This is a genomic window from Amnibacterium sp. CER49, assembly GCF_029846255.1.
Lineage (GTDB): Bacteria > Actinomycetota > Actinomycetes > Actinomycetales > Microbacteriaceae > Amnibacterium.
The window spans coordinates 309,825-333,084 of the sequence record NZ_JARVWQ010000001.1 but is presented as its reverse complement, the minus strand read 5'-3'; the positions used below and the strand labels follow the sequence as shown (position 1 = coordinate 333,084).

General features: G+C 73.3%; 22 protein-coding genes. 11 read left to right on the top strand and 11 right to left on the bottom strand.

All coding sequences use genetic code 11. The annotated features are described in order from the left end of the window. From QDR37_RS01560 to QDR37_RS01550, 3 genes are all read right to left on the bottom strand, one after another. The gene (locus tag QDR37_RS01560; RefSeq protein WP_279711781.1) at nt 1-741 is read right to left on the bottom strand and encodes an alpha/beta hydrolase; all 741 of its coding nucleotides are present in this window, start codon (nt 739-741) and stop codon (nt 1-3) included. Between the two features lie 110 nt (nt 742-851). Further along, a complete protein-coding gene (locus QDR37_RS01555; RefSeq protein WP_279711780.1) occupies nt 852-1,334 on the bottom strand; it encodes a hypothetical protein in 483 nt (160 codons plus the stop codon). Next, entirely contained in the window at nt 1,331-2,596 is a 1,266-nt protein-coding gene (locus QDR37_RS01550) for a hypothetical protein (protein ID WP_279711779.1), read from the bottom strand. Before QDR37_RS01550 ends, QDR37_RS01555 begins: the two co-directional genes overlap by 4 nt. Nucleotides 2,597-2,877: 281 nt before the next feature. On the opposite strand from QDR37_RS01550, the gene QDR37_RS01545 reads away from it, so the two are divergent. Continuing rightward, complete coding sequence (locus QDR37_RS01545; RefSeq protein ID WP_279711778.1) at nt 2,878-4,131, top strand: glycosyltransferase 87 family protein; 1,254 nt, start codon at nt 2,878-2,880, stop codon at nt 4,129-4,131. On the opposite strand, the gene QDR37_RS01540 is transcribed toward QDR37_RS01545, so the two are convergent. The 5 genes from QDR37_RS01540 to melA form a co-directional block, all read right to left on the bottom strand. Further along, on the bottom strand, nt 4,128-5,738 hold the full coding sequence (locus tag QDR37_RS01540) for a hypothetical protein (protein ID WP_279711777.1): 1,611 nt from the start codon (nt 5,736-5,738) through the stop codon (nt 4,128-4,130). The genes QDR37_RS01545 and QDR37_RS01540 overlap by 4 nt on opposite strands. Before the next feature lie 237 nt (nt 5,739-5,975). Further along, nucleotides 5,976-7,367: an MFS transporter gene (locus QDR37_RS01535; RefSeq protein ID WP_279711776.1), complete on the bottom strand. Its 1,392-nt coding sequence runs from the start codon at nt 7,365-7,367 to the stop codon at nt 5,976-5,978. Next, entirely contained in the window at nt 7,361-8,329 is a 969-nt protein-coding gene (locus tag QDR37_RS01530; RefSeq protein WP_279711775.1) for an aldo/keto reductase, read from the bottom strand. The genes QDR37_RS01535 and QDR37_RS01530 overlap by 7 nt, the downstream gene beginning before the upstream one ends. 42 nt (nt 8,330-8,371) lie before the next feature. Next, complete coding sequence (locus tag QDR37_RS01525; RefSeq protein ID WP_279711774.1) at nt 8,372-9,265, bottom strand: helix-turn-helix transcriptional regulator; 894 nt, start codon at nt 9,263-9,265, stop codon at nt 8,372-8,374. Nucleotides 9,266-9,382: 117 nt separating this feature from the next. Next, nucleotides 9,383-10,705 carry an alpha-galactosidase gene (gene melA, locus QDR37_RS01520; protein ID WP_279711773.1) on the bottom strand — a complete coding sequence of 441 codons (1,323 nt, stop codon included), beginning with the start codon at nt 10,703-10,705 and terminating at the stop codon, nt 9,383-9,385. A 207-nt stretch (nt 10,706-10,912) separates the two neighbouring features. Between melA and QDR37_RS01515 the strand changes: the two genes are divergently transcribed. The 3 genes from QDR37_RS01515 to QDR37_RS01505 all read left to right on the top strand — a co-directional run bounded on the left by QDR37_RS01515 (nt 10,913) and on the right by QDR37_RS01505 (nt 13,708). Further along, entirely contained in the window at nt 10,913-12,061 is a 1,149-nt protein-coding gene (locus QDR37_RS01515; protein WP_279711772.1) for an FAD-dependent oxidoreductase, read from the top strand. Further along, nucleotides 12,058-12,783, top strand: a complete 726-nt coding sequence (locus QDR37_RS01510) for a YoaK family protein (RefSeq protein ID WP_279711771.1) — start codon at nt 12,058-12,060, stop codon at nt 12,781-12,783. The genes QDR37_RS01515 and QDR37_RS01510 overlap by 4 nt, the downstream gene beginning before the upstream one ends. A 169-nt stretch (nt 12,784-12,952) precedes the next feature. Continuing rightward, complete coding sequence (locus QDR37_RS01505) at nt 12,953-13,708, top strand: SDR family oxidoreductase (protein WP_279711770.1); 756 nt, start codon at nt 12,953-12,955, stop codon at nt 13,706-13,708. 42 nt (nt 13,709-13,750) lie between these two features. On the opposite strand, the gene QDR37_RS01500 is transcribed toward QDR37_RS01505, so the two are convergent. Next, nucleotides 13,751-13,933, bottom strand: coding sequence for a hypothetical protein (locus QDR37_RS01500; RefSeq protein ID WP_279711769.1), 183 nt, complete (start codon nt 13,931-13,933; stop codon nt 13,751-13,753). Between the two features lie 169 nt (nt 13,934-14,102). Here QDR37_RS01500 and QDR37_RS01495 point away from each other — a divergent pair, with 169 nt between their 5' ends. The 5 genes from QDR37_RS01495 to QDR37_RS01475 all read left to right on the top strand — a co-directional run bounded on the left by QDR37_RS01495 (nt 14,103) and on the right by QDR37_RS01475 (nt 18,661). Continuing rightward, on the top strand, nt 14,103-14,333 hold the full coding sequence (locus tag QDR37_RS01495; RefSeq protein ID WP_279711768.1) for a hypothetical protein: 231 nt from the start codon (nt 14,103-14,105) through the stop codon (nt 14,331-14,333). Then, entirely contained in the window at nt 14,330-15,649 is a 1,320-nt protein-coding gene (locus tag QDR37_RS01490; protein WP_279711767.1) for an ABC transporter substrate-binding protein, read from the top strand. Before QDR37_RS01495 ends, QDR37_RS01490 begins: the two co-directional genes overlap by 4 nt. A gap of 4 nt (nt 15,650-15,653) precedes the next feature. Next, a complete protein-coding gene (locus tag QDR37_RS01485; protein WP_279711766.1) occupies nt 15,654-16,583 on the top strand; it encodes a sugar ABC transporter permease in 930 nt (309 codons plus the stop codon). Beyond that, nucleotides 16,583-17,455, top strand: a complete 873-nt coding sequence (locus QDR37_RS01480) for a carbohydrate ABC transporter permease (protein ID WP_279711765.1) — start codon at nt 16,583-16,585, stop codon at nt 17,453-17,455. Before QDR37_RS01485 ends, QDR37_RS01480 begins: the two co-directional genes overlap by 1 nt. A 153-nt stretch (nt 17,456-17,608) precedes the next feature. Further along, nucleotides 17,609-18,661: an amidohydrolase family protein gene (locus QDR37_RS01475; RefSeq protein ID WP_279711764.1), complete on the top strand. Its 1,053-nt coding sequence runs from the start codon at nt 17,609-17,611 to the stop codon at nt 18,659-18,661. Nucleotides 18,662-18,781: 120 nt separating this feature from the next. On the opposite strand, the gene QDR37_RS01470 is transcribed toward QDR37_RS01475, so the two are convergent. Further along, nucleotides 18,782-20,074 carry an alpha-glucosidase/alpha-galactosidase gene (locus QDR37_RS01470; protein WP_279711763.1) on the bottom strand — a complete coding sequence of 431 codons (1,293 nt, stop codon included), beginning with the start codon at nt 20,072-20,074 and terminating at the stop codon, nt 18,782-18,784. Nucleotides 20,075-20,177: 103 nt separating this feature from the next. Here QDR37_RS01470 and QDR37_RS01465 point away from each other — a divergent pair, with 103 nt between their 5' ends. Beyond that, a complete protein-coding gene (locus tag QDR37_RS01465) occupies nt 20,178-20,993 on the top strand; it encodes a DeoR/GlpR family DNA-binding transcription regulator (RefSeq protein WP_279711762.1) in 816 nt (271 codons plus the stop codon). Between the two features lie 28 nt (nt 20,994-21,021). On the opposite strand, the gene QDR37_RS01460 is transcribed toward QDR37_RS01465, so the two are convergent. Then, a complete protein-coding gene (locus QDR37_RS01460; RefSeq protein ID WP_279711761.1) occupies nt 21,022-22,197 on the bottom strand; it encodes a Gfo/Idh/MocA family oxidoreductase in 1,176 nt (391 codons plus the stop codon). A gap of 100 nt (nt 22,198-22,297) precedes the next feature. Here QDR37_RS01460 and QDR37_RS01455 point away from each other — a divergent pair, with 100 nt between their 5' ends. After that, nucleotides 22,298-23,140: an ROK family protein gene (locus QDR37_RS01455; protein WP_279711760.1), complete on the top strand. Its 843-nt coding sequence runs from the start codon at nt 22,298-22,300 to the stop codon at nt 23,138-23,140. Nucleotides 23,141-23,260 lie beyond the last annotated feature (120 nt).

Below are 23,260 nucleotides of genomic sequence, written 5' to 3'. Positions count from 1 at the left end.
CTAGGCCCTGGCGCGGATCTCGTCGAGCGCGGTGCGGAGCGCCTCGAACGACGGGTGCGCTGGGTCGATGACGACCATGTGGTCGCCGTCGACCACGGCGACGGACGCGTCCTGCCCCGCCTCGCGCGCCTTGGCGACGTAGGAGTCCGACTGGTTCATCGGCACGACGTCGTCCGCGGAGCCGTGCACGATCCGCACGGGCACCCGGGGCACGACGCGGATCGCGGGGTCGGCCGCCGCGTAGCGGTCGAGATGCGTCGCCGGGGTGCCGCCGAGGAAGTCGGTCACGGCGCCGTTCCCGATGCGCTCGTGCGCGCCCAGGCGCAGGTCGAGCACGCCGGCGAGGCTGACGGCCCCGGCCAGCGGCACGCCGCCGCCCGGCCGCGAGAGCGCCCACACGGCGAGGTGGCCGCCGGCGCTGTGGCCGACCGTGATCGTCGGCCCCGGCTCGAGCCCCGCCGCCGACGCGGCGACGGCGAGGTGCTCGATCGCAGCGGCCGTGTCGTCGAGGGTCGTCGGGTAGCCGCCACCGTTCGGCAGCTGCCGGTACTCGATCTGCCAGACGTGCCACCCCTCCGCGACGAGGGCGTCCGCGAGGGGGGTGGGGCCGTCGAAGTAGTCGGGCGTCCCGCGCCAGAAGCCGCCGTGGATCAGGACGACGGTGCCTCGCGCCCTGCCGCCGGCGGGGTGGAGCATCCCGTACTGCATGGGACCGTCGCCGTACTCGAATCGCTGCGCCACGGTCCGGACGCTACCGGGCCGGGATGAGGGCGGACTCCCGCGGAGCCAGGGCTGGTCTCAGCGGGTCCAGCCGCCGCGACGCTCGACCGAGGGGTCGGTCGCCATCGGCCTCAGTCGGCGTCCGAGGCGTTCCGCGGATGCGGCGCCGCGGTCCCGTCGCGCAGCCGCAGCGACATGGACCCGACGAGGACCTTCACCTCGCGTCGCGGGTCCGGCAGCGCCGGGAGCGGCACCGCGAAGCGCTCGACGGTGCGCCGTCCGGCCGAGCAGGGCGACCCGGTCTCGACGGCGTCGACTTCGACCCGCCCCGGCGCCGTCGAGGTGATGCGGACCACGTGCACGCGGCATCCGCCGCGCGGACGCGCGACGAGCACGACGGAGCCCTTGTGCGGCCCCCACCGCAGCGTCGGCCGGTAGTCGAGCGATCCTGCCCGCAGGTGCGCCAGGCCCTCCGGGCCCGAGCGCGCGCTGCCGTGGACGGCGGAGCGGGGGACGGCCAGCGTCGCGGCGACGGCGAGCGCCGCGACGAGCACCGGCACCGCGCTCAGCATCCGCAGACGCCTGCGGCCGCCGGTGGCGGCAGCGGCGGTCACGGCACGCTCCAGAAGAACTGCCACCCGCCGAAGGAGTAGTAGAGCCAGAGCGCCTGCAGCGCGACGCTGCCGCCGAGCACCGCGAGCACGACACGCCGGCTCCGCACCGCGGCGAGCGCGCCACCCGCGGGCGCCATCGGGAGCAGCAGCCGGAAGGTACTCGACTGCGGGAACAGCACCGCGAGCAGGTAGAGCCCCCAGGCGAGCGACCACGCCCAGACGGTCAGGCCGCAGCGCCGCAGCGCGCCGCTGCAGAGCAGCGCCGCGAAACCGCCGAGCACCGCCGCGAGCAGCAGCGGCGCCCACCGGCCGGCCCAGAACCACGCCGCCTCGATCCACGACAGGCCGGGGACGAACGGCGTGATCCCGGTGTAGGTGAGACGCCAGGACAGCTCCGTCCGCAGGTAGGCGTCCTGATCCCCGGTCACCGCTGCGGCGATCCACGGCCAGGCGAAGCCGGCCACCCCGGCCGCCACGAGCAGCACGACCCCCCGAGCGAGCTGGCCACGGGTCATCCCGGTGCGGGCGCGGCGCGCGACGACGGCGCGCACCACCAGGTGGATCAGCACCGCCAGCGCGAGCGCCTGCACGCCCGGGCGGGTGAAGGCGAGCAGCGCGGTCGGCGCGATCGCGCCGAGGTACCGATGCCGGTCGATGAGGCAGAGCGCCGCGAGCAGGAGGAACAGGCCCATGGACTCGGCGTAGGCGGCCTGCAGGATGAAGGCGACGGGCGACAGCGCGAACAGCCACACGGCTCGCTGGGCGCCGCGCTCGCCCACCTGCGGGCGCAGCAGCAGTGCGAGCAGGACCGCGCAGCCGAAGCCGAAGGCGGTGGAGAGCAGCTCGGCGGACACCTGCCAGAGCGCCGGATGACCGAAGGTCAGCAGCTCGGCGAGCCAGGGGTAGGCCGGGAGGAACGCCCAGGCGTTGGTCTCGACGAGGCCCCCCTGCCCGACCGGCAGGTGCCCGGGGTAGCCGGATCGCGCGATGAGCTCGTACCACTGGCCGTCCCACTGCGCCATGGCGTGCCAGATCGTGGCGTGCTGCCCGATGCGCGATCCGGGACGGGCCAGCGCCATCACCAGCAGCCAGAGGCCGGTCGAGACGAGGCGGGAGGCGGCGAACGCGAGCAGCGCGCGCGACCACCACGGGAGGGGGCGGCGGATCCGGACGGCGGTGAGCTCGCGCAGCGTCTCGGCGGACGGGGTCCGGGGCGGGGCGCTGCGGGTGGCGCTCGGTCGGGCGGTCGTCGTGACGAGCACGTGGCTCCAGACGGTTCGGGTGAGTGGTGGAACGAGTCGGGGCCGACCGGCCGCGCCACCGGCGGCCGCGGGGTCGTCCCGCCGCTCAGGATCGGTGGGGAGTCCGTCGCGGAGGTGTCCGGCAGGTGTCGTGTCGTCGACGTTCCGGGAGGTCCTCCGGCCCCCTCGTGCCGATGCGATCCCGGCGACGGCGGGCTCGTCCTCGCGACCACGACGCGACACGGGGCAGCGTCGGCGCTCCGGATCCTGGGTGCACGCGGCCCGCTGCCTACGCTGACGCGATGACGGCCGTCGCGCGCAGCGCCCTTCGGGGGCGCGTCGGCGCTCGGGTCGCGCTCGCGGTCTCCTTCGTCGCCGTGCACCTGCTGCTCTGGTGGGGCAACACGGTCCGGATCCAGAACACGTCGTCGTCGGACACGCACGTCTACCTCGCGTGGATGGAGGAGTGGATCCGCACCGGTCGACTCGTCGGGGTCGACCTGCCGTGGGTGTACCCGATCGGGGCGCTGCCGCCGATGCAGCTCGCGCTCGTGCTCGGACCCGCCTCGTACCTCGCGGTCTGGGTGGCGATGGTCACGCTCCTCGACGCCGTCGCGATGGTCCTGCTCGCGCGTCGCTCGTTGCCTGCCGCCTGGTGGTGGCTCGCGTGCATCGCGCTGCTCGGGCCCGTGGGCCTGTCGCACCTCGACGGGGTGTCCGTACCGTTCGCGGTCGTCGGCGTGCTCGCGATCCGTCGGCGCCCGGCGGTCGCCGCGGCGCTGTTCACGCTGGCGGCCTGGATCAAGGTCTGGCCGGCGGCGATGGTCGCCGCCCTCGTCGTCGCGGGTCGCCGACGCCTCGCGGTCCTGCTCGCCGCGGCCGGTACGTGCGCCGCGGTGGTCGCGGCCGCCCTGGTCGCCGGCGCGCGCGGCACGCTGTTCTCCTTCATCGGTGCGCAGGCCACCCGGGGTCTGCAGATCGAAGCCCCCGTCTCCAGCCCCTGGCTGCTCTGGGGCGCCTTCGGAGGAGACGCGCGGATCTTCTACGACCGCCGGATCATGACGTTCGAGGTGCAGGGGCGCGGCGTCGGCACGGCCGCGGCGGTCATGACGCCGGTGCTCGCCGTCGGCGTCGCCGCGGTCGTCGCACTCGCCCTCGTCGCGCTGCGGCGGGGACGGGACCGGGAGGAGGTCCTCGCGTTCACCGCCCTGGGGCTCGTGTCGGCGCTGATCGCGTTGAACAAGGTCGGATCGCCTCAGTACTACGACTGGCTCGTGGCCCCCGTGCTGCTCGGGCTGCTCAGCACGCGGGCGTTCCGGCTGCCCGCGGTGCTCGTGCTCGTCGTCTCGGCGCTCACCTTCCTCATCTACCCGGTCGGCTACACCGCGATCCTCGGACTGCAGCCGGCCATCGTCGGGGTGCTCGCGCTCCGCGACCTCGCGGTCGTGGTGCTCTTCGCCTGGTCGCTCTGGCGCCTGGCCGTCCTCCAGCGGCGGCCGGGCTGGGGGACGAGGCCTGCACGCCCGCCGGGTGCAGGCCTCAGCCCCGGCAGCTAGCGGCGCCGGTCCACGAAGGGCTGCGGGACGCCGATCCGGCCGTCCGCCCACGCGTAGTACGTCGTCGAGCCGGAGGACGCGTTGTCGGTGTAGTCGCCGAAGTTCGGGTTGATGAGCGACGACGTGGCCGACCAGTCGGTGGCGCCCGTCGTGATCCGCACGTCCTTCGCCTGGGTGGTGGGGGCGGTCCTGGTCTCGGCGAAGTAGTCGGTCCGCGTCGAGTTCGGGCCCGCCAGCCTGCGGTCGTACCACGATGTGGCGATCGATCCGTTCGCCCGCACGCTCACCGCGGGGAGGAAGTGCAGCGCGGAGGAGCTGTCGTCGTTGACCTTCGCGATGGAACCGCTCACGGTCAGGTCCATCGGCAGGGCCCGCATCCAGATGTCGCCCAACGGGTGCGCGCTCGCGTCGTTCCACACGACCACGACCTTGCCCAGCGGGGCGTCCACCGCGATCCGCGGGAAGTCCTGCCCCTGCCCGCGGTTGTAGCCCGCGATCGCGACCGCGTCGAGGGACTTCACGCCGCCGGCGCGGCTGGCGTTGTGCTGCCCGAGCGTCACCACCCTCGGCCGGGTCGGGCCGCCGACGACCGGCGTGGTCGCCGTCGCGGCGACGCGAGCGACGTGGATGTAGACGTACGGGTCGCCGTCGAAGAGGTTGGATCCCGCGTTGCGCTCCCACGCGACGTAGGCGTCGCCGTTGCGAGCGACGGACACGTAGGCGCCCACGTCGAGGGTGTTCGACTCCTCGGGCCAGACCGTGATCGCGCTGCTCCAGGCCCTCGAGCTCAGGCCGCCCGGGTCCGTGGGCACATGTGCCCGCACCATCTCGATCTGTCCGGTCCCGTGGTGGGGGCCGCCGAAGAACTCCCGCGTGTACGACACCGCCAGCGTCCTCGTGGTCGAGTCGTAGCCGAGCCAGTCCTTGTCGAGGAACGCGAGGTCCGGGTCGGGTGTGCCGCCCTTGTCGCTGAACAGCGGGCACGCGTCGCCGCCGTCGGCCGCCACCACGGGCAGGCCGAGCGCGGCGGAGCCGTCGGCCCTGACGCGGACGATCTCGACGGCGATCTGGAGCCGCGCCGTGCGTCCTCCGGTGCAGTCCGGCGCGGCGGACGGGAGGTAGAGGCTCCCGACGGCGAAGTGGCTGCTGTCGAGACGGACGACGGACGGGTCGCCGAACCACTGCTGGTTCGGCTGCGAGTTCCGCAGACCGATCAGATCGTGGAAGTGCCTTCCGCCGTCGACCGAGACGCCGAGGCCCGTGCCGGAGGCGCTCGGGGAGGTGGAGGGCTGGACGAGGGCGCCGCTGATGTCGTTCCAGGCCGCCACGACCGTGCTGCCCGAGGCCGCGATCGCGGTCTCGCTCTGTCCCGCGGCGACATCCCTGCTCGGGTCGTTGGCGTCGACGTTCGTGCCGAACGCGATCCGGCTCCGGTTCGACTGCGCCGACGCACCCTGGGCTCCGGACGGCGGATCGAACCAGGCCCGAGCCCCGGCGGACAGGATCCTCGTATCGATCCTGCCCGGGCTTCGCCCGACGGCCGCGGCCGCCGCCGACATGCTCGACGCGGTGGTTCCTGCGGCCACGACCGCCAGTGCGACCGCCAACGCGACAGGGCGGGACGCCCTTCCGACCTGTGTCATTTCCGCTCCCCGATCTCGGCCCGGGCGTGCCGCCGAACGGAGATGTTCGGCGCTGTCGCCACTGGTCTCGGGGTCATCGTGCTCGTCCTTCTGACGATGGTCAGGAGGCGAACGACCGGGGATCGGCTTCGTGAGGGCGGCTTCACCGCCGCCGAGCAGGGCGTGCCGCGACGCCTCGGGCGCGGGCCGCCCGGGGCGGATTCAGCTGACCCCGGACCTGAGCGGCGTTCGCGCCGCGGCGATCACCACGACCACGACCAGCGCTCCCGCCGTGAGCATGCTCGCCTGCATCCCCTCGACGAACCGTTCGGGGGCGGCGACGAGCGCGCCGAAGACAGCGATCGCCACCGCCCCGCCGATCTGACGGAAGGTGTTGAACACGGCGCTCGCCGTGCCGGCGAGTCGCTGGGGCACGGCGGCGAGCACGATGCCCGAGGTCGGCGGCATCGCGAACGCGCCGCCGAAGCCGGTGAGCGCGAGCATCCCGGTCACCAGCACGGAGCTGTCCACCGGAGCCACTGCGGCGATCGCGAGGTCGCCGATCGCGAGCACGCTCATGCCGACGATCACGGGGACGCGAGCTCCCCACCGGTTGGTGGCGCGCCCGCTCGTGAGGTTGCCCGCGATGCTGAACGCGGGGGAGAGGAGGAACAGCAGACCGGCGTGCAGCGGGTCGAGGCCGAGGTGCTGCTGCAGGTACAGGCTCACGAGGAACGCGGTGCCGAAGTTCGAGACCATGAAGGCGAAGCCGAGGGCGAGCGCGAGCCGGACCGGCGCAGGCCGGAAGACGCCGAGCGGCATCATCGGATGCGAGCCGGACCGCTGCGACAGCACGAACGCGACGAGGCCGGCGGCCGCGAGCGCGAAGCCGCCCAGGATCACCGGCGATCCGTAGCCGAGCGCGCCGCCCTCGATCAGGCTGCCCACCAGCGCGGCCAGGGTCACCACCGCGAGGATCTGCCCGAGGAGGTCGAAGCGCGCGGGGCGGGTGGGGGAGGGATGCACGCGCACCAGGAGCAGGAGCATCAGCAGGCACGGCGGCAGGTTGATCGCGAAGACGAGCCGCCAGTCGACGGCCGCGAGGAGGCCGCCGAGCGGCGGCCCGACGGTCCCGGCGATCGCGCCGCCGACCGCCCAGATGCCGAGCGCTCGTGCTCGTGCCGCCGGATCGGGGTACGCCTCGCGGATCAGCGACATCGAGGCCGGCAGGAGCACGGCCGCTGCCGCGCCCTGCAGCACTCGCGCGGCGATGAGCAGGCCCAGCGCCGGCGCCAGCGCGCAGCCGGCGGACGCGACCCCGAACAGGGCCGTGCCGATCGCGATGCCCCGCTTCGCGCCGGTGCGGTCGGCGAGGTTGCCGCCGAACAGCAGCAGTGACGCGAACACGAGCGTGTAGGCGTCGATCACCCACTGGCGACCGGTGGCGGTGCCGCCCAGGTCGGCCGAGAGACGAGGGAGCGCGAGGTTGACGATGAGGATGTCGAGCGTGATCAGGAAGAACCCGATCGACCCGATCGCCAGGGCGCTCCCGGGGCGACGGACGCGGTCGTCGGGGGCCGGTGGGTTCTCCGGGTGCGCCGCCGGGGTCACCACCAGAACGGCGCCTGCGGCCGGTAGGGCGCCTCGAGCGCAGCGACCTCCTCAGCCGTGAGCTGCACGTCGAGGGCGGCGACCGCGTCGGCGAGGTGCGAGGGCCTCGTGGCGCCGACGACCGGTGCGGACACGACCGGGTTGCGGAGCACCCATGCCAGCGCGACGTGCGCCATCGGGATCCCGCGTGCCTCGGCGACGCGCTGCACGGCGTCCACGACGCCCTCGTCGTCGGGCGCGTCGAACGCCTTGGCGACCTCGTCGGTGCTGGAGCGGCGGGTCTGCTCGCCCCACGGCCGCGTGAGCCGCCCTTTGCCCTGCGGCGAGTAGGGCACGAGGCCGACGCCGAGGTCGGCGCAGAGGGGGATCATCTCCCGCTCCTCCTCGCGCTTCAGCAGGTTGTACTGGTCCTGCATCGACACGAAGCGGGTCCAGCCGCCGAGGTCGGCGGCGTGCTGCAGCTTCGCGAACTGCCACGCCCACATCGACGACGCGCCGAGGTAGCGCACCTTGCCCGCCTTCACGACGTCGTGCAGCGCCTCCATCGTCTCCTCGACCGGCGCCTCGTCGTCGAAGCGGTGGATCTGCCACAGGTCGATGTGGTCCGTGCCGAGGCGGGTGAGCGAGGCGTCGACCTGCTCGAGGATCGCCTTCCGCGACAGGCCTCCGCCCCCGGGGCCGGGATGCATGCGGCCGTGGACCTTCGTCGCCAGCACGATGTCCTCGCGCCGCGCGTAGCGGCGGATCGCGCGGCCGACGAACTCCTCGGAGCTGCCCTGCTGGTACGTGTTCGCGGTGTCCCAGAACGTCACGCCGAGCTCGACGGCCTGCCGGAAGAACGGCTGCGACGCCTCCTCGTCGAGGGTCCACGAGTGCAGGCCCCGCGTCGGGTCGCCGTAGCTCATGCATCCGAGTGCGATGCGGCTGACCCGCAGCCCGGTGCTGCCGAGGCGGGTGTGCTCCATGCGTATCTCCTTCGTCCAGGGCGGGTCGGGGGCTGTCGCGGCTCAGCGGCCCCGGGCGAGGGCACGCGCCGCCGCATCCGTCGCGATGTCGTGGCTCGCCGCCCAGCTGGCGAGCAGCCGAAGATCGGTCTCCGACGGCGATCCCGGCTCGGCGCTGTAGATGACGAGCGTGAGTCGCGGGTCGGCCGCGAGCCCCGCCACCTGGTACTGCAACGTGAGCTCGCCGACGAGCGGATGGCGGAACGTCTTCGCGCCGGTGGCGTGCTGCCGGACGTCGTGCGCGGCCCAGCGGTGACGGAACTCGTCGCTCCTCGTCGAGAGCTCGCCGACGAGGTCGTGCAGGTCGCGGTCGTGCGGATCCCGGCCGGCCTCCGCGCGCAGGCTCGCGACGCTGTCCGAGGCGACGTCGTCCCAGTCCCGGTAGAAGCGCTGGGCGGCGGCGACGTCGAGGAACTGGAAGCGCGCCAGGTTGGCGAGCTCCCCGTCGGGCGGCGACGCGGGGGCGTAGAGCACGCGGGCCAGCGCGTTCGTCGCGAGCAGGTCCATGCGGCCGTTGCGGACGAACGCAGGACCGGCCGTGATCGCGTCGAGGGTCTGCTGCAGCAGCGGCGGCACGGTGCTGCTGCTGCGACGTCGCCGTCGCGGCAGCGGTGCGTCGTGCGCGGTGCGGGCGAGGTCGAAGAGGTGGGCGCGCTCCGCGTCGTCGAGGCCCAGCCCGGTCGCCACCGCATCCAGGACGGCGTCGGACGCACCGGACAGGTTCCCCCGCTCGAGTCGCGCGTAGTACTCGACGCTCACACCGGCGAGCGCGGCGACCTCGCCGCGCCGCAGCCCGGGCACGCGGCGGTCACCGCCGCCCGGCAGCCCGACGGCCTCCGGCGTCACCCTCGCGCGCCGAGTCGTGAGGAACTCGCGCACCTCGCCCCGGTTGTCCACGCCTCCACGGTAGGAGCACCGTCCCGGCGGTGGGATGCCCTGGCGGAGCACCTCGCTCGACCGCGCGGAGCACGTCGCCGAGCCCGGCGGCTCACGCCTCCGCCGGCGGGCACGCCGTCAGCGTGATCCGTCCGCGCTCACCGGCGCTCGAGCCCAGCGGGGGAGCACGTCGCCGTGCGCCGCGACCAGCGCGTCGCACAGGTCCCAGATCCGGTCGACCGGAAGGGCCGCCGCGGTGCTCGGGTCGAGCATGGCCGCGTGCCGGATCGCTCGCGGGTCCTCCCGCAGGACCGCCTCGATCGTCAGCTCCACCACGTTCAGGTAGGACCGGTTGAGCGCCGCGCAGACGGCCGGCAGGTCGCCCACGTGCCACGGGTGCACCCCGCTCGCGTCGACGGACGCGCCGACCTCCACCGGCGCACCGGCGGGCAGGTTGCCGATGAGCCCGGTGTTCGGCGTGTTCACCTGGATCACGCGCGGCGACCCCGAGACGACGCTGTGGATGATCTGCGGCGCGTACTCGACCGCGCCGTCCGGCAGGCGCACCTCCTCGCCCCGCTCGAGGGCCGTCCGGACCTGCTCCGACTCGCGCACGTCGTCGGCGTTCGCGCGCAGCCGGTCCGACACCCCGGGCAGCCGCAGCCGGTCCACCTCGTCCGGCCGCGGCAGGTACCAGGGCACGTACTCGCTGTTGTGCTTGCTCGTCTCGGTGGGGAAGAACCCGAAGCGCCGGTACATGTCCACGCGGAGCGAGCGGCGCAGCTCCGGGTCGGCGCGGATGCGCGCATCGAGGCGGTCGTACAGGTTCTCGCCGGCGTGCTCGAAGCGCAGCACCCATGCCTGGTGGTTCACCCCCGCGGACGTCCAGACCACCTCCTCCCGATCGACCCCCAGCAGCGCGCAGAGGTCGGCGACGGTGTGGTGCACGGAGTGGCAGAGCCCGAACGCCTTCAGCGAGGGCGCGATCCTCGCGAGGTACCCGATGCTCATCGCCATCGGGTTCGTGTAGTTGAGCAGGAAGGCGTCCGGGCACGCGACGGCCATGTCCTCGGCCAGCTGCCGCAGGAACGGCAGCGTCCGGACGCCGCGGAGGATCCCGCCGATGCCGAGCGTGTCCCCGACGGTCTGCCGCACCCCGAACCGCTCGGGCACCTCGAGGTCCGTCGCGGCCGCGGCCGCCCCGCCGATGAGGACCGTGTTGATCACGAAGTCCGCGCCCTCGAGCGCGTCGCGCCTGCTCGCGTGCATGCTCACGCGCGGCGCTGCGCCGAGCTGTCGCGCGACCGACTCGGCGACCATCCCCGCGGTCGCGAGCCGAGAGGCGTCCACGTCGTGCAGGCGCAGCGCCGCGGTCGCGAGCTCGGGGAACGCCAGGATGTTCGCCACCAGGTCGCTCGTGAACTTCACGCTGCCCGCACCGATGAAGGCGACCGTCGTCATCGTTCCTCCGCTCGTCATCACCGGACGGCGGCGCCCTGCGCGCCTTCTGTCCTCGGAGCGGCTCGCCCGAGCCGAACGCTAGCGACGGCGCACCGGTGGGCTGATGAAGCACGCAGCTCGACTGAGCGGTCGCCTCGATCCGGGAGGACGGTTGTCTAGCGTGATCGGCGTGGTGGTTGCGGCAGCGGCACGGAACGCGTGCGCACGATGAGCGTTCGCACGTTCGACGTCGTGGTCGTCGGAGCGGGCATCGCCGGCGCGGCGGCGGCGCAGCGCGCCGTCGAGCTGGGGCTGACCACCGCCGTCGTCGAGGCGGGGCGACCCGGGCGCGCCACCACCGCGGGGGCGGGGATCATCTCGGACTACGGGCTCGAGGACGGGCAGCTGCACCGTGCCTGGCTCGACCTCGTCCGATCGAGCACGGCCGAGTACGCGGCGCTGATGGCGCGGCTCGGCGACGGCGCGGAACGGCGAGCACGCTACGGGGTCGTCGGCGAGGTCGTCCTGGCGACCACCGACGGCGAGCGGCAGGAGCTGGACCGGTTCCGGCACGAGCTCGACGCGCTGCCCCTCGGCGAAGGCCGCCCCGATGTGCAGCGGGTGACCGGCGGCGACCTGCGGGCGCAGTGGCCCGCCATCCGGCGGGACCTCGAGGGCGTGTCCATCTCGTCCACCGCGCGCGTCGACGGGAGCTCCCTCGCGGACCTGCTTCTGGAGCGGGCGCGGACGGGCGGGGCCGCGTGGTTCCAGGGCGCCGCCCGGTTGCAGCCTGGCCGGCGGGTCACGGTGCATGTGGGCGACGACGTGCTGTCCGGCGGGACGGTGGTGGTGGCGGCGGGGGTGTGGAGCCCGCAGCTCCTGGCGCCGCTCGGCGTCCCGCTCGCGGTGACGCCGGATCGCGGCCAGATCCTGCACCTCGCCGGCGGGCCGGAGGCGGCGGACGCGCCCGTCCTGAAGACGTTCGGGGGCCCGTACCTCCTCGGGTTCCCAGGACCGCGGATCGTGATCGGGGCGACCCACGAGGTCGGCGGGACCCCGACCCCCGAGGTCCGCGCGGGCGATCAGCTCGCCGTGCTGCAGCACGCGTTCGCCGTCGCGCCCGGCCTGGCCGCGCACCGGATCCTGGAGACCCGCGTCGGCTTCCGGCCGGCCTCACCGGACGGGCTGCCCCTGATCGGTCCGGTGGCGGACGGCGTCTCGGTGCTCAACGGCCTCGGGTCGTGGGGCCTGACGCTCGGGCCGATGCTCGGCCGGCGTCTCGTGGACGGCCTGCTCGACGTCGACGACGCGCAGCAGCCGGACCTCGGCTTCCTGTCGCCGATGCGGCCCGACGCGGTGCCGGCGTCGATCCGATGAGCGCCCCGGGTCGAGCAGCGGGGACGGCGCGACGACACGCGCTCGTCGTCGCGCTCACGTTCGTCACCGGAACGGTCGACGCGCTCGGCTTCACCGACCTCGGGGGCGCGTTCTCGAGCGTGATGACCGGGAACATGGTCCTTCTCGGGATCCGCTCCGCCTCGGGCAGCTGGCTGGAAGCCGGTCATGCGGGCCTCGCGATCCTCTCGTTCGTCCTCGGCGTCCTCGGGGGCGCCCGCATCGCCGGTCACCCGCGCGCCGGCGAACCGGTGTGGCCGCGGCGGGCGTCGGTGGCGCTCGGCGTGGAAGCGGTGCTGCTCGGCGGCGTCGCGATCGTCTGGATCGTGCTCGGCGGGGCGCCCGGACCCGAGGTCCAGCAGGTGCTCCTCGCGCTGTGCGCGGCAGCGCTGGGGGTGCAGAGCAGCGCGGTGCAGCGGCTCGGCGTCAGCGGCCTGTCGTCCACGTACCTGACCGGCACGCTGACGACCCTGGTCGCCGGCGTCGCTGCGCGCAGGCCCGCCGCGGTGCTGCTGCCCAGCCTGCTCGTGCTCGCGGCCCTCGTGGTCGGTGCGGGCGCCGGCTGGGCGGCGTCGGCGGCGGTCCGGCCCGTCGCGCCGCTCGTCGCGCTCGTGCCCTTCCTCGCGATCCTGTCGGTGGCGGCCCTCACGCGGTGGGCGCAGCCGACGCACGTGGACGTCGGGACCGCGGCCGCGTCTCGATGAGCCGGGCGCCGTGCCGGTCAGCCGGACTGCGTGCTCGTCGCCGTCGTCGGAGGCCGGCTCCCTGCCCCTCGTCGATGCGGGGGACGGGTGCCCGGTGGGATCCGGACCCCCGGGTCGACGACGCGCGCTGGCGCTAGCCTCGCCGACGGAGCGGAGAAGAGGGGCGACGGTGCGAGGACTGGAGGGGCGCGGGGTCTGGGTCAGCGGCGGCACGCGCGGCATCGGGCTGGCGGCGGCGCGGCGGCTGACGGACGAGGGTGCGCGGGTCTGGATCAGCGGTATGGAAGCCGAGGACGTCGAGCCGGCGGTCGCGGCGAGCGGCGCCGTCGGCGGCGGCGTCTGCGACGTCGCCGACGAGGCCCAGGTCGTCGCGACGCTCGCAGACGCGGAGGCCGCCACCGGAGGGCTCGCGATCGTGCTGAACAACGCCGGCATCGCCCGGCGCGACGCCTTCCTCGACCTCCCCGTCGAGGCGTGGGACCGGACGATCGCGGTGAACCTGCGCGGCATGTTCCTCGTCGCCCAGCACGCGGCTCGGCTGCTGCGGGACGCGGGGCGCAGCGGGTCCATCGTCAACATGGCGTCGACCAACGGGCTGGCGGCGGAGGCCGACTACGCGCACTACAACGCCTCCAAGGGAGGCGTCATCCAGCTCACGCGGACCATGGCGGTGGAGCTCGCGCCGTTCGGCATCCGGGTGAACGCGCTGTGCCCCGGGTACATCCAGACCCCGCTGAACGCGTCGATCGCGGCCGGCCTCGACCCGGACTTCGCGGATCGCTACGCCCGCGAGCGGATCCCGCTCGGTCGTGCGGGCACCGCCGAGGAGGTCGCGGCGGCCTACGCGTTCCTCGCCTCCGACGAGGCGTCGTTCATCACGGGGGCGACGCTCGTCGTCGACGGCGGCCAGCTCGCGGTGATGTGAGGTCCGGCGCGGCCGCCGCGTCGACCGCCCGGACCCATGCCGTCACGGACGCGGCGGCAGCGGCCGCCGCGCGCAGGCGGGCAGCGGCTCGCCGTGCGCCGCGACGAGCGCGTCGCACCGCTCCCGGATCCCGTCGACGGGCGGCATCGGCTTCCGGGCCCCCGTCACAGCCGCGAGGTCGTGCAGCGACGCGCCGGAGGGGTGCGCCCCGACGGAAGCGCTCACTTCGAGTGCGCGATCCGCTCCACGATGCGCGGGTGCGGCGTCATCATCGATCGCAGGTTCCACGCCCACGGATACCGTTTCCGTGCGCGGAACGGCGGTCCCGCAGGCGGAACGGACGCGACGGCACGGGCCGCCGCCCCGACGACCGGATCGACGACGGAAGAGCGCGATGATGCGACAGACAGCGATGGCGGCGGCGCTGCCGCGTCCCACCGGTGCCTGGTCGCGCGCCGCCTCGGGTCGGCCCGGCGCCGAGGGAGACGGACGTCCCGCCTCCGGGCCCTCCGTCTGCACCGCGCCCCACCCGGGCCGAACCACCGTCCACGTCACCCTGCCGCCCGGCCTGCTCATCGAAGCGGGCGTGGTGGCCATCACTGCTGCGAAGGAGCACGCGGAATGAATCGGAAGTCGGGCCTCAGGCTCGTGGCCGGAGTCGCGGTGGCGGCGCTGAGCAGCGCCCTGCTCGCCGGGTGCAGCACCGCGGGTGGGTCGTCCTCCGGGCCCGTCGACACGAAGGCGCCGGTCAAGCTCACCTGGTGGACGGGTCAGGCGGACGCGCCGGAGGCGACGCTGGTCAAGCTCGCGCAGGAGTTCCACAAGGACCACCCGAACGTGACGATCGACGTCTCCTCAGGAGCCCCGACCGTCGACGACCTCCTGCAGAAGGTCACCGCCGGGTTCGCGAGCAACAAGTACCCGGACATCTCCTACGCCTTCGGCAGCTGGACCGGCGCCCTCGCCTCGAGCGGGCGCATGCAGGACATCACGAAGCTGGTCGCGAAGCCCTCCGTGCACTGGGACCAGTTCCCGGCCTCCGGCCGGCAGACGGCGAGCCCCGGCGGCAGGACGATCGGCTTCCCGTCGGTGATCGACAACCTCACGCTCATCTACAACAAGAAGATCTTCGACGCGGCGCACGAGGCCTACCCGACGAACGACTGGACCTGGGACCAGTTCCGCAGCGCGGCGAAGCGCCTCACCGACAAGTCGAAGCAGATCTACGGCACCGCCTACCCGGTCGACGGGTCCGAGGACACCACCTGGCGGTTCTGGCCCCTGCTCTGGCAGCACGGCGGCCAGATCCTCAGCTCCGACGGCAAGAAGTCGGCGTTCGACTCCAAGGCCGGGGTCGACTCGCTGACGCTCCTCCAGCAGATGGCCGTCACCGACAAGAGCACCTACCTCGACCAGACCGACCAGAAGTTCGAGAACCTCTTCACCTCCGGCCGCATCGCGATGATCCCGGACGGGCCGTGGCTGATGACGAACCTCAAGGACGCCCACACGGACTACGGCGTGGCGTTCCTGCCCGGGACGAACGGCGACCACACCACGGTCTCGGGCCCCGACATCTGGGCGCTGTTCGACCACAAGGACGCGAACCGCAGCTACTGGTCGTACCAGCTCATCAAGTGGCTGACCGACCCGGCCCAGGACGTGCGCTACAACGTGGCGCTCGGCAACCTCCCCATGCGCCCCGCGGCCGAGCAGAGCATGCCCGAGTACCAGGCCTTCCTCAAGGAGTATCCGGGGGTCGACGTGATGATCGCGAACTTCAAGAACGTGAAGTTCGCGCGGCCCACCGTGTCCGGCTACCCGGGTCTCTCCACCGCCTTCGGCAAGGCGGTGGCGGGCGTGCTGCAGGGGCAGGGCGACCCGGCCTCCGCGCTGAAGCAGGCCGCCTCGGCGGCCGACTCGGCGCTCGCGAAGGGGTGACGTGGTGACGCACACCGCGGTGCTCCGAGGCAGTCCGAGCAGGGCACGGGCCCGGCGCCTCGGCTCGGCGAAGCGCACGGTCGAGGGGTGGGGGTTCGTCGCTCCGGCCACGATCCTCATCCTCGGTCTGTCCATCTTCCCGGCGGCGTGGGCATTCCTGCTGTCCCTCGAGAAGTGGAACGGGTTCAGCACCCCCACGTTCCTCGGCGGCGGCAACTACGCCGAGATCGTGGGCGACCAGCAGTTCTGGGACGCCTTCGGGCACACGGCGCTCTACGTCGTGCTCTTCGTCCCCGCCTCGGTGCTCGCCGGCCTCGTGCTCGCGCTGCTGCTGAACGGGCGCATCCGGTTCGTGGGCGTCTACCGGACGGCGATCTTCGTGCCGTTCGTCGTCTCCCCGGCGACCACCGGCATCCTCACCAACTACCTGTTCGACCAGCAGTTCGGCATCGTGAACCACGTGCTCGGGGTGGTCGGGCTGCCGCAGCAGGGCTGGCTGACGGACCGACACCAGGCCATGCTCGTCATCGCGATCATGTCGCTGTGGGGGTCCGCGGCTTTCACGACCGTGATCTACCTCGCCGCGCTCCAGGACATCCCGGCCGAGCTCCTCGAGGCGGCCGCCATCGACGGCGCGAACCGCTGGCAGGCCTTCTGGAAGGTGGTCTGGCCGGAGCTCGCCGCCGTGACGGTCTTCGTCACGATCTGGCAGACGGTGCAGGCGACCCAGCTGTTCGACCTCGTTTACACGACGACGCGGGGCGGCCCCCTGAACGCGACGGAGACGATCGTCTACTACCTCTGGGACACCGCGTTCCACCAGTTCCAGTTCGGCTACGGCTCGGCGGTCGCCTACGTGCTCTTCGGCGGCACGCTCATCGTCACCCTGATCTTCGTGCTGGTGTCGCGCCGCAGGTCGAGCGAGGTGATCTGATGACCGCCGTGCTCCGCCGCCCGACGGCCGCCGCCCCGCGCGCCCGGGGCCGGCGCCGCATGCTGCCGTTCAGCCCCCGGCACATCGCGCTCATCCCGATCGCGTTCGTCTTCGCGGTGCCGCTGCTGCAGATGTTCCTCGCGGCGCTCTCACCCTCCGCGGAGCTGATCCAGTACCCGCCGCCCTTCATCCCGAGCCACCTCACGCTGAGCGGCTTCCAGCGGCTCTTCGCCCAGTCCGACATCCTGCGGTGGCTCGGCAACACGGTCATCGTGTCCGTGGTCGCGATCGTGTCGAACCTCGTGCTCTGCTCGCTCGCCGGGTACGGGTTCGCGCGGCTGAGGTTCCACGGCAAGAACTTCGGCTTCTTCGGCATCCTCGCGACGATCATGATCCCCACCCAGGTGCTGATGATCCCGACCTTCGTGATGTTCGCGAGCGTCGGGCTGACGGACACCCTCGGCGCGGCGATCGTGCCGTGGCTCGCGAGCTCGTTCGGCGTGTTCCTCATGCGCCAGTTCTTCCTGTCGCTCCCGGCCGAGCTGGAGGAGGCGGGGCTCATCGACGGCTGCAACCGGCTCCAGGTCTTCTGGCGCATCGTGCTCCCGCTCGCCAAGCCCGCGCTCGCCACCCTCGCGATCTTCACGCTGCTCGGTGCCTGGAACGACCTCGTCTGGCCGATCATCGCGATCAACAACCCGGGGGCCTTCACGCTCCAGCTCGGCATGGCGAACTTCCAGGGCGTGCGGCGCACGGACTGGGCGCTCCTCATGGCCGGCAACGTGGTCGCGACCCTGCCGCTCGTCCTCTTCTTCGTCGCGGCGCAGAAGCAGTTCGTCGCCACCATGACGTTCTCGGGGCTCAAGGGCTAGCGCAGCCCGCACGGCGTCAGCGGCGGGGCCGCCACCCACTGATCCCGGCGCAGCGGCGCCGCGTACCGAAGGATCCCGATCATCGACGCCGCATCCAGGCCCGACCCGCTCCCGCTCCCGCTCGAGGCGTACCGTCCCCGCACGGAGCTCGTCGTGGACGTCCACGTGCCCGAGGCGGCGCGCCACCCGGCCGTCGACGCGCACACCCACCTCGGGCGGTGGCTGTCCTCCTGGGTCGGCAGGGAGGGCGAGTGGCTCCTCGGCGACGTCGACGAGTGGCTCGCCGCGACCGAGGCGCTCGGCGTCCGCGGCTTCGTGAACCTGGACGGCCGGGCGGGGGACGAGCTCGAGGCGAACCTCGACCGCTTCGACCGGGCTCACCCGGGCCGCATCGCCACCTTCTGCCACCCGGACTGGGCGCTGCTCGGTCGGCCCGGCTGGCCGGATCTGCTCGCCGAGGGGCTGCTGCGCTCCGCCGCTGCGGGCGCCGCCGGGGTCAAGGTCTGGAAGGACCTCGGCCTCGGGCTCGAGGACGGTGACGGCGCCCTCCTGATGCCCGACGACCCGCGGCTCGGTCCCCTCTGGGACGCTGCAGCGGAGGCGGGCATGCCGGTGTGGTGGCACGTCGCCGACCCCGTCGCGTTCTTCCGCCCCGTCGACGGACTGAACGAGGCGTACGAGCAGCTGCTCGAGCGGCCTGACTGGTCCTTCGCGGCTCCGCGCTTCCCGCGGTTCGAGCGGCTCATCACCGCGATGGAGCGCGTCGTGGCCGCGCATCCCGCGACGACGTTCGTGGCCGTGCACGGCGGCTGCTACGCGGAGAACCTCGGCTGGGTCGCGGGGATGCTCGAGCGGCATCCGCGTTTCCACATCGACATCGCGGCGCGCCTCGCGCAGCTCGGGCGGCAGCCTCGCGCGTTCCGCGACCTCGTCGTCCGCTTCCCGGACCGCGTGCTCTTCGGCACGGACACGCTGCCTGCCGCACCCGACGGCTACACGACGGACACCGGCCTCGCGGAGGTGTACCGCCGGCACTTCCGGTTCCTCGAGACCGCGGACGAGCACTTCCCGCACGACGGCGAGGAGCCCTCGTCGAGCGGTCGGTGGCGGATCTCCGGCGCCGACCTGCCCGACGAGGCGCTCCGGGCGGTCTACGGCGGCAACGCGGCCCGGCTGGTCCCGCAGCTCGGCGCGGCGATCGCCTAGTCGTCCCGTCGCAGGCGACGGACCCTGACGCCTGCGCCGAGTCGGTGGTGGCGCGCCGACCCGGCCCCGCCCGCACGGTGGCGGGGCGAGGCCGGGCTGCGGCGGGGGATCAGGCCGAGGTCAGCGCAGCGCCTCCGGCATGAGCTCCCCGTGCGCGGCGGTGAGCTCGTCGCAGAGCGCCCAGATCTGCTCGGGGGTGAGGGTCGAGGCGGCGTTCGGGTCGACGAGCACCGCCTGCCGCACCAGCTCCTTCGACCCGGTGCGCATCGCCTCGATGGCGAGGCCCGCGACGTTGAGGTAGGAGCGGTTCAGGGCGGCGGCCTGCGGGGGCAGGGCCCCCATCGGGACCGCGCGGACACCGTCGCCGTCGACGATGTGCGGCACCTCGACCGCCGCGCCCTCCGGCAGGTTGTCGATGAGCCCGTGGTTCGGCACGTTCGCGTGGATCTCGCGCCGGGTGCCGGTGACGATCGAGTGGATCACCTGCGGGGCGTACTCCGCCGCACCCTCGTGGAGCTCGAGCGGGCGCCCCGAGGCGAGCGCCGCCTTCGCGTCCTCGAACTCCGCGACGTTCTCCTCGCTGATCCCCACGTACTGCAGGGGCTCGAGCCGGAACCGCTCGATCTGCTCCTTCGATCGGAGGAACCAGGAGAGGTACTCGCTCGAGTGCTCGCTGGTCTCCGTCGGGTAGTAGCCGATCCGCTTGTAGATCTCGACGCGCACGCGCCGCTCGAGCTCCGGGTCCTCGCGGATCTTCTGCTGCAGCGCGGGGTACAGGCTCTCGCCGTCCCGGCTCCACTCGAGCAGCCACGCCTGGTGGTTGACGCCCGCGGCCCGGAAGTGCGTGCCCTCGAGCGGCACGCCGACGAGCTCGCAGAGACCGTCGACGGTCCAGTAGACGCTGTGGCAGAGCCCGAGCGTCCTGATCTCCGGAGCGACGACGGAGGCCCACCACACGTTCATCGCCATCGGGTTCGTGTAGTTGAGGAACAGGGCGTTCGGGCAGAGCTCCTGCATGTCCTTCAGCAGCGCCGACAGGAACGGGAAGGTGCGCAGGCCGCGGAAGACGCCGCCGACGCCGGTCGTGTCGCCGATCGTCTGCAGCAGGCCGTACCTGGCCGGGATCTCGAGGTCGCGGCGCGTGCCGGCGATGCCGCCGATCTGCACCATGTTCACCACGAAGTCGGCGCCCTCGACGGCGACGCGGCGGTCGGGGGTGGCGGTCAGCGTGATGGACGCGCCCGAGCGCTCCGCCACCTGCCGGGCGGTGCCCTCGGCGACGGCGAGCCGCTCCGGGTCGATGTCGTGGAGGCGGAGGTCGATGTCGTGGAGCTCGGGGGAGCGGAGGAGGTCCGCGAGGAGCTGGCGGGTGAACACCACGCTCCCCGCACCGATGAAGGCGACGGAAGGCATGCCGCCGATCCTTGCAGCGGGACTGCGCACTCCCGCCAGCCTCGTTGCGTCACCGGCGCGAAGTGCGCAATCCTGCTGCTCGTTTCTGGCGGAGGAGGATCCCATGGGCCAGCCGGCAGGGTTGCGGCTCCCGCACGTGGCATCGGCGAAGCGTGCCGACCGGATGCTCGCCGTGCTGAAGTCGGTGAACAGCCGGGGAGCGGTGGGGCTCGCCGAGCTGGCCGCCGAGCTGAAGGTCTCGGCGGCGACGCTGCGCCGGGACCTCGCCGACATGGAGGACCAGGGCCTGCTCATCCGCACCCACGGCGGCGCGCGGCCCCAAGCGGTGCACGACGAGATGCCGGTGCACCTGCGGGACCTCCAGGCACCCGAGGCGAAGCGCCGCATCGCGTTCCGGGCCGCCGAGCTGATCCCCGCCGGCCACTACGCGGTGGCGCTCACCGGCGGCACCACCACCGCGGAGATCGCGAAGGCCCTCTCCCGGCGCACGCAGCTCACGATCATCACGAACGCGCTGACGATCGCGCTCGAGCTCGCGGCTCGTCCCACCACGAAGGTGATCCTGACGGGCGGCATGGTGCGTTCGAGCTCCTTCGAAGCGGTCGGCGTGCTCGCCGAGAACACCTTCAAGGCCGTGAACGTCGGCACCGCCATCCTCGGCGTCGACGGCATCAGCGCCGGTGGCGGGGCGACCACCCACGACGAGGTGGAGGCACGGACGAACCACGCGATGGTGGAGCACGCCCAGCGGGTGATGGTGGTCGCCGACGGCTCGAAGGTGGGCCGGGTGACCTTCGCGAAGATGGCGGACACGAGCGAGATCGACGTGCTCGTCACCGACACGACCGCCGACCGCGACGAGCTGGAGCGGCTGCGGGACGCCGGCGTGACGATCCACCTGGTCGAGCCTCGTCGCTGACCGGGCGGCTCCCGGAGGAGCGGTGCGGTCACCCGCCGAAGTGGGCGACCAGCGCGGGGTCGAGCTGCGGGATGTCGCGGGGCGTGCTGCCGTCGCGGAGGGACTCCGCGGCGAGGGCGCCTGCGGCGACGGCCTCGCGAGCGGCGATCGGCGACACCGCGGTCGGGGCACCGGTGGCGACGTGGCGGAGGAACTCGGCCATGGTCAGGAAGTCCGCCTGCTCGTGCCCTTCCCCCTCGCCCTGGATGGGGACCTCGATGTCGCCCTCGAGGGACCACGTGCGGCGGCGGTTCCAGATGCGGATCACACCGCCGGGGGTGTCGCCGAAGTTCTCCAGGCGGCCCCGCGTGCCGATCACCGTGTAGTTCCGCCAGTAGTCGGGCGTGAAGTGGCACTGCTCGTAGGAGGCGGTGACCCCGTCACCGAGGTCCATGAGCATCATCGAGACGTCCTCGACGTCGATGACCGGGTTCAGGGCGGTCTGCTCGAGGGGCGGCCAGTTGTCGAACGAGAACCACTCCGGCATCACCTCGCCGTCGTGGCTGCGCCGGTCGGTCACGTCGCCGTAGACGGTGAGGGTCCCGAGCCCCGTGACGCGCTTCGTCGAGCGTCCCGCGAGCCAGTGGATCACGTCGATGTCGTGACTGGCCTTCTGCAGGAGCAGGGAGTTCACCCGCGCCCGCTCGGCGTGCCAGTCCTTGAAGTAGTAGTCCCCGCCGTTGCCGACGAAGTGGCGGCACCACACCGCCTTCACGTCGCCGATCTCACCCGCGTCGATCAGCTGCTTCATCTGCTTCACGACCGCGCTGTGCCGCATGTTGTGCCCGACGTACAGCCGGGCACCGCTGCTGACCGCGGCCTCGAGGAGGCGGTCGCAGTCCGCCAGGGTGATCGCCATCGGCTTCTCGAGGTAGACCGAGATACCGGCCTCGAGCAGCGGCAGGGTCACGGCGGCGTGCGTGTCGTCCGGCGTCGTGACGATCGCGGCGTCGAGCCCCGCGGCGACGGCGTCCTCGACCCGCGCGTGCACGGCGACATCGGGGGAGAACCACTTCGCGGCGCGGGCCCGCCCCGCCTCCGTGGTGTCGACCGCCGCGACGAGCCGAGCGGGCGTGTCCGTGCGCCCGACGTGCTCGGCGATCTCCGCGCGCTGCCCGATCCCGATGATGCCGACGCGCAGCGCGCCGCCGTTGCCCTCGCTCATTCGGGCGAGTATGCCGCCGCGGAGGCGGGCGGCGCCGAAGTGCGCATTCCGACAGCGCGATTCCCCGAGCCGGGTCCTGGCGATGCGGAAGGCTGGCGGCATGGCGGTTCTGGGGGTCGACGTCGGCGGCACAGCGGTGAAGACCTGGCGCGAGGACGGGTCCGGCGGGGTCGCGGGCACGGTCCCCACCCCGCGGGGCGACACCACCGGCGAGCGCACCGCCGACCTCGTCGCCGAGCTGGTGCGCGCCGCCGGTGACGTCACCGCGGTGGGTCTCGCCGTCCCGGGGATCGTCGACGCCGCCGCCGGCGTGTGCCGGAGGTCCGTGAACCTCGGCTGGCAGCAGGTGCCCATCGGCTCGCTCGTGGCGGCCCGTATCGGCCGTCCGGTGGTCGTCGCGCAGGACGTCCGCGCCGGCGCGGCGGGGGAGCGCCTCGCGGGCGCGGGCCGGGGACGGGACGGGAGCCTCCTCTTCGCCCCGATCGGCACCGGCCTCGCGCTCGCCTGGGTCGACGAGGACGGGAGCCCGCTCGGCACCGCGTACGCCGGTGAGGCGGGCCAGCTCCGTCACCGGTCCGGGCCGTACGCGGGCCTCCGCGTCGAGGAGATCGCCTCGGCGGGCGGTCTCGCCCGCCGGTTCGGTGCCGACGAGGCGAAGGACGTGCTCTCCGCCCGGGACGCCGGCGACGCCCGCGCGGCCGCGATGTGGACCGAGACCGTCGAGGCGATCGCCGAGGTGCTCGCGTGGGCGATCGCGCTCACGGCACCGGCGACGATCGTCGTCGGTGGCGGGCTCGTCCGGGCCGGGGATGCGCTCCTCGAGCCGCTCCGCGCGTCCCTCGCCGCGCGGCTCGACCGCTTCCCCGAGACGCCGGTGCTGGCGGCGGAGTGCGGCACCGACTCCGCGGCCATCGGCATGGCTCGGCTGGCCGCGCGCGTCTGACACCGCACCGGCTCGGGCAGCGCTGCGCGAACCGCTCAGCGGTCCCGAGCGTTTCGCTCGACGGGTGGCGTGCCGGACGGACGTCGCCCCACGATGGCAGGACCACATCCGATCGAGAGG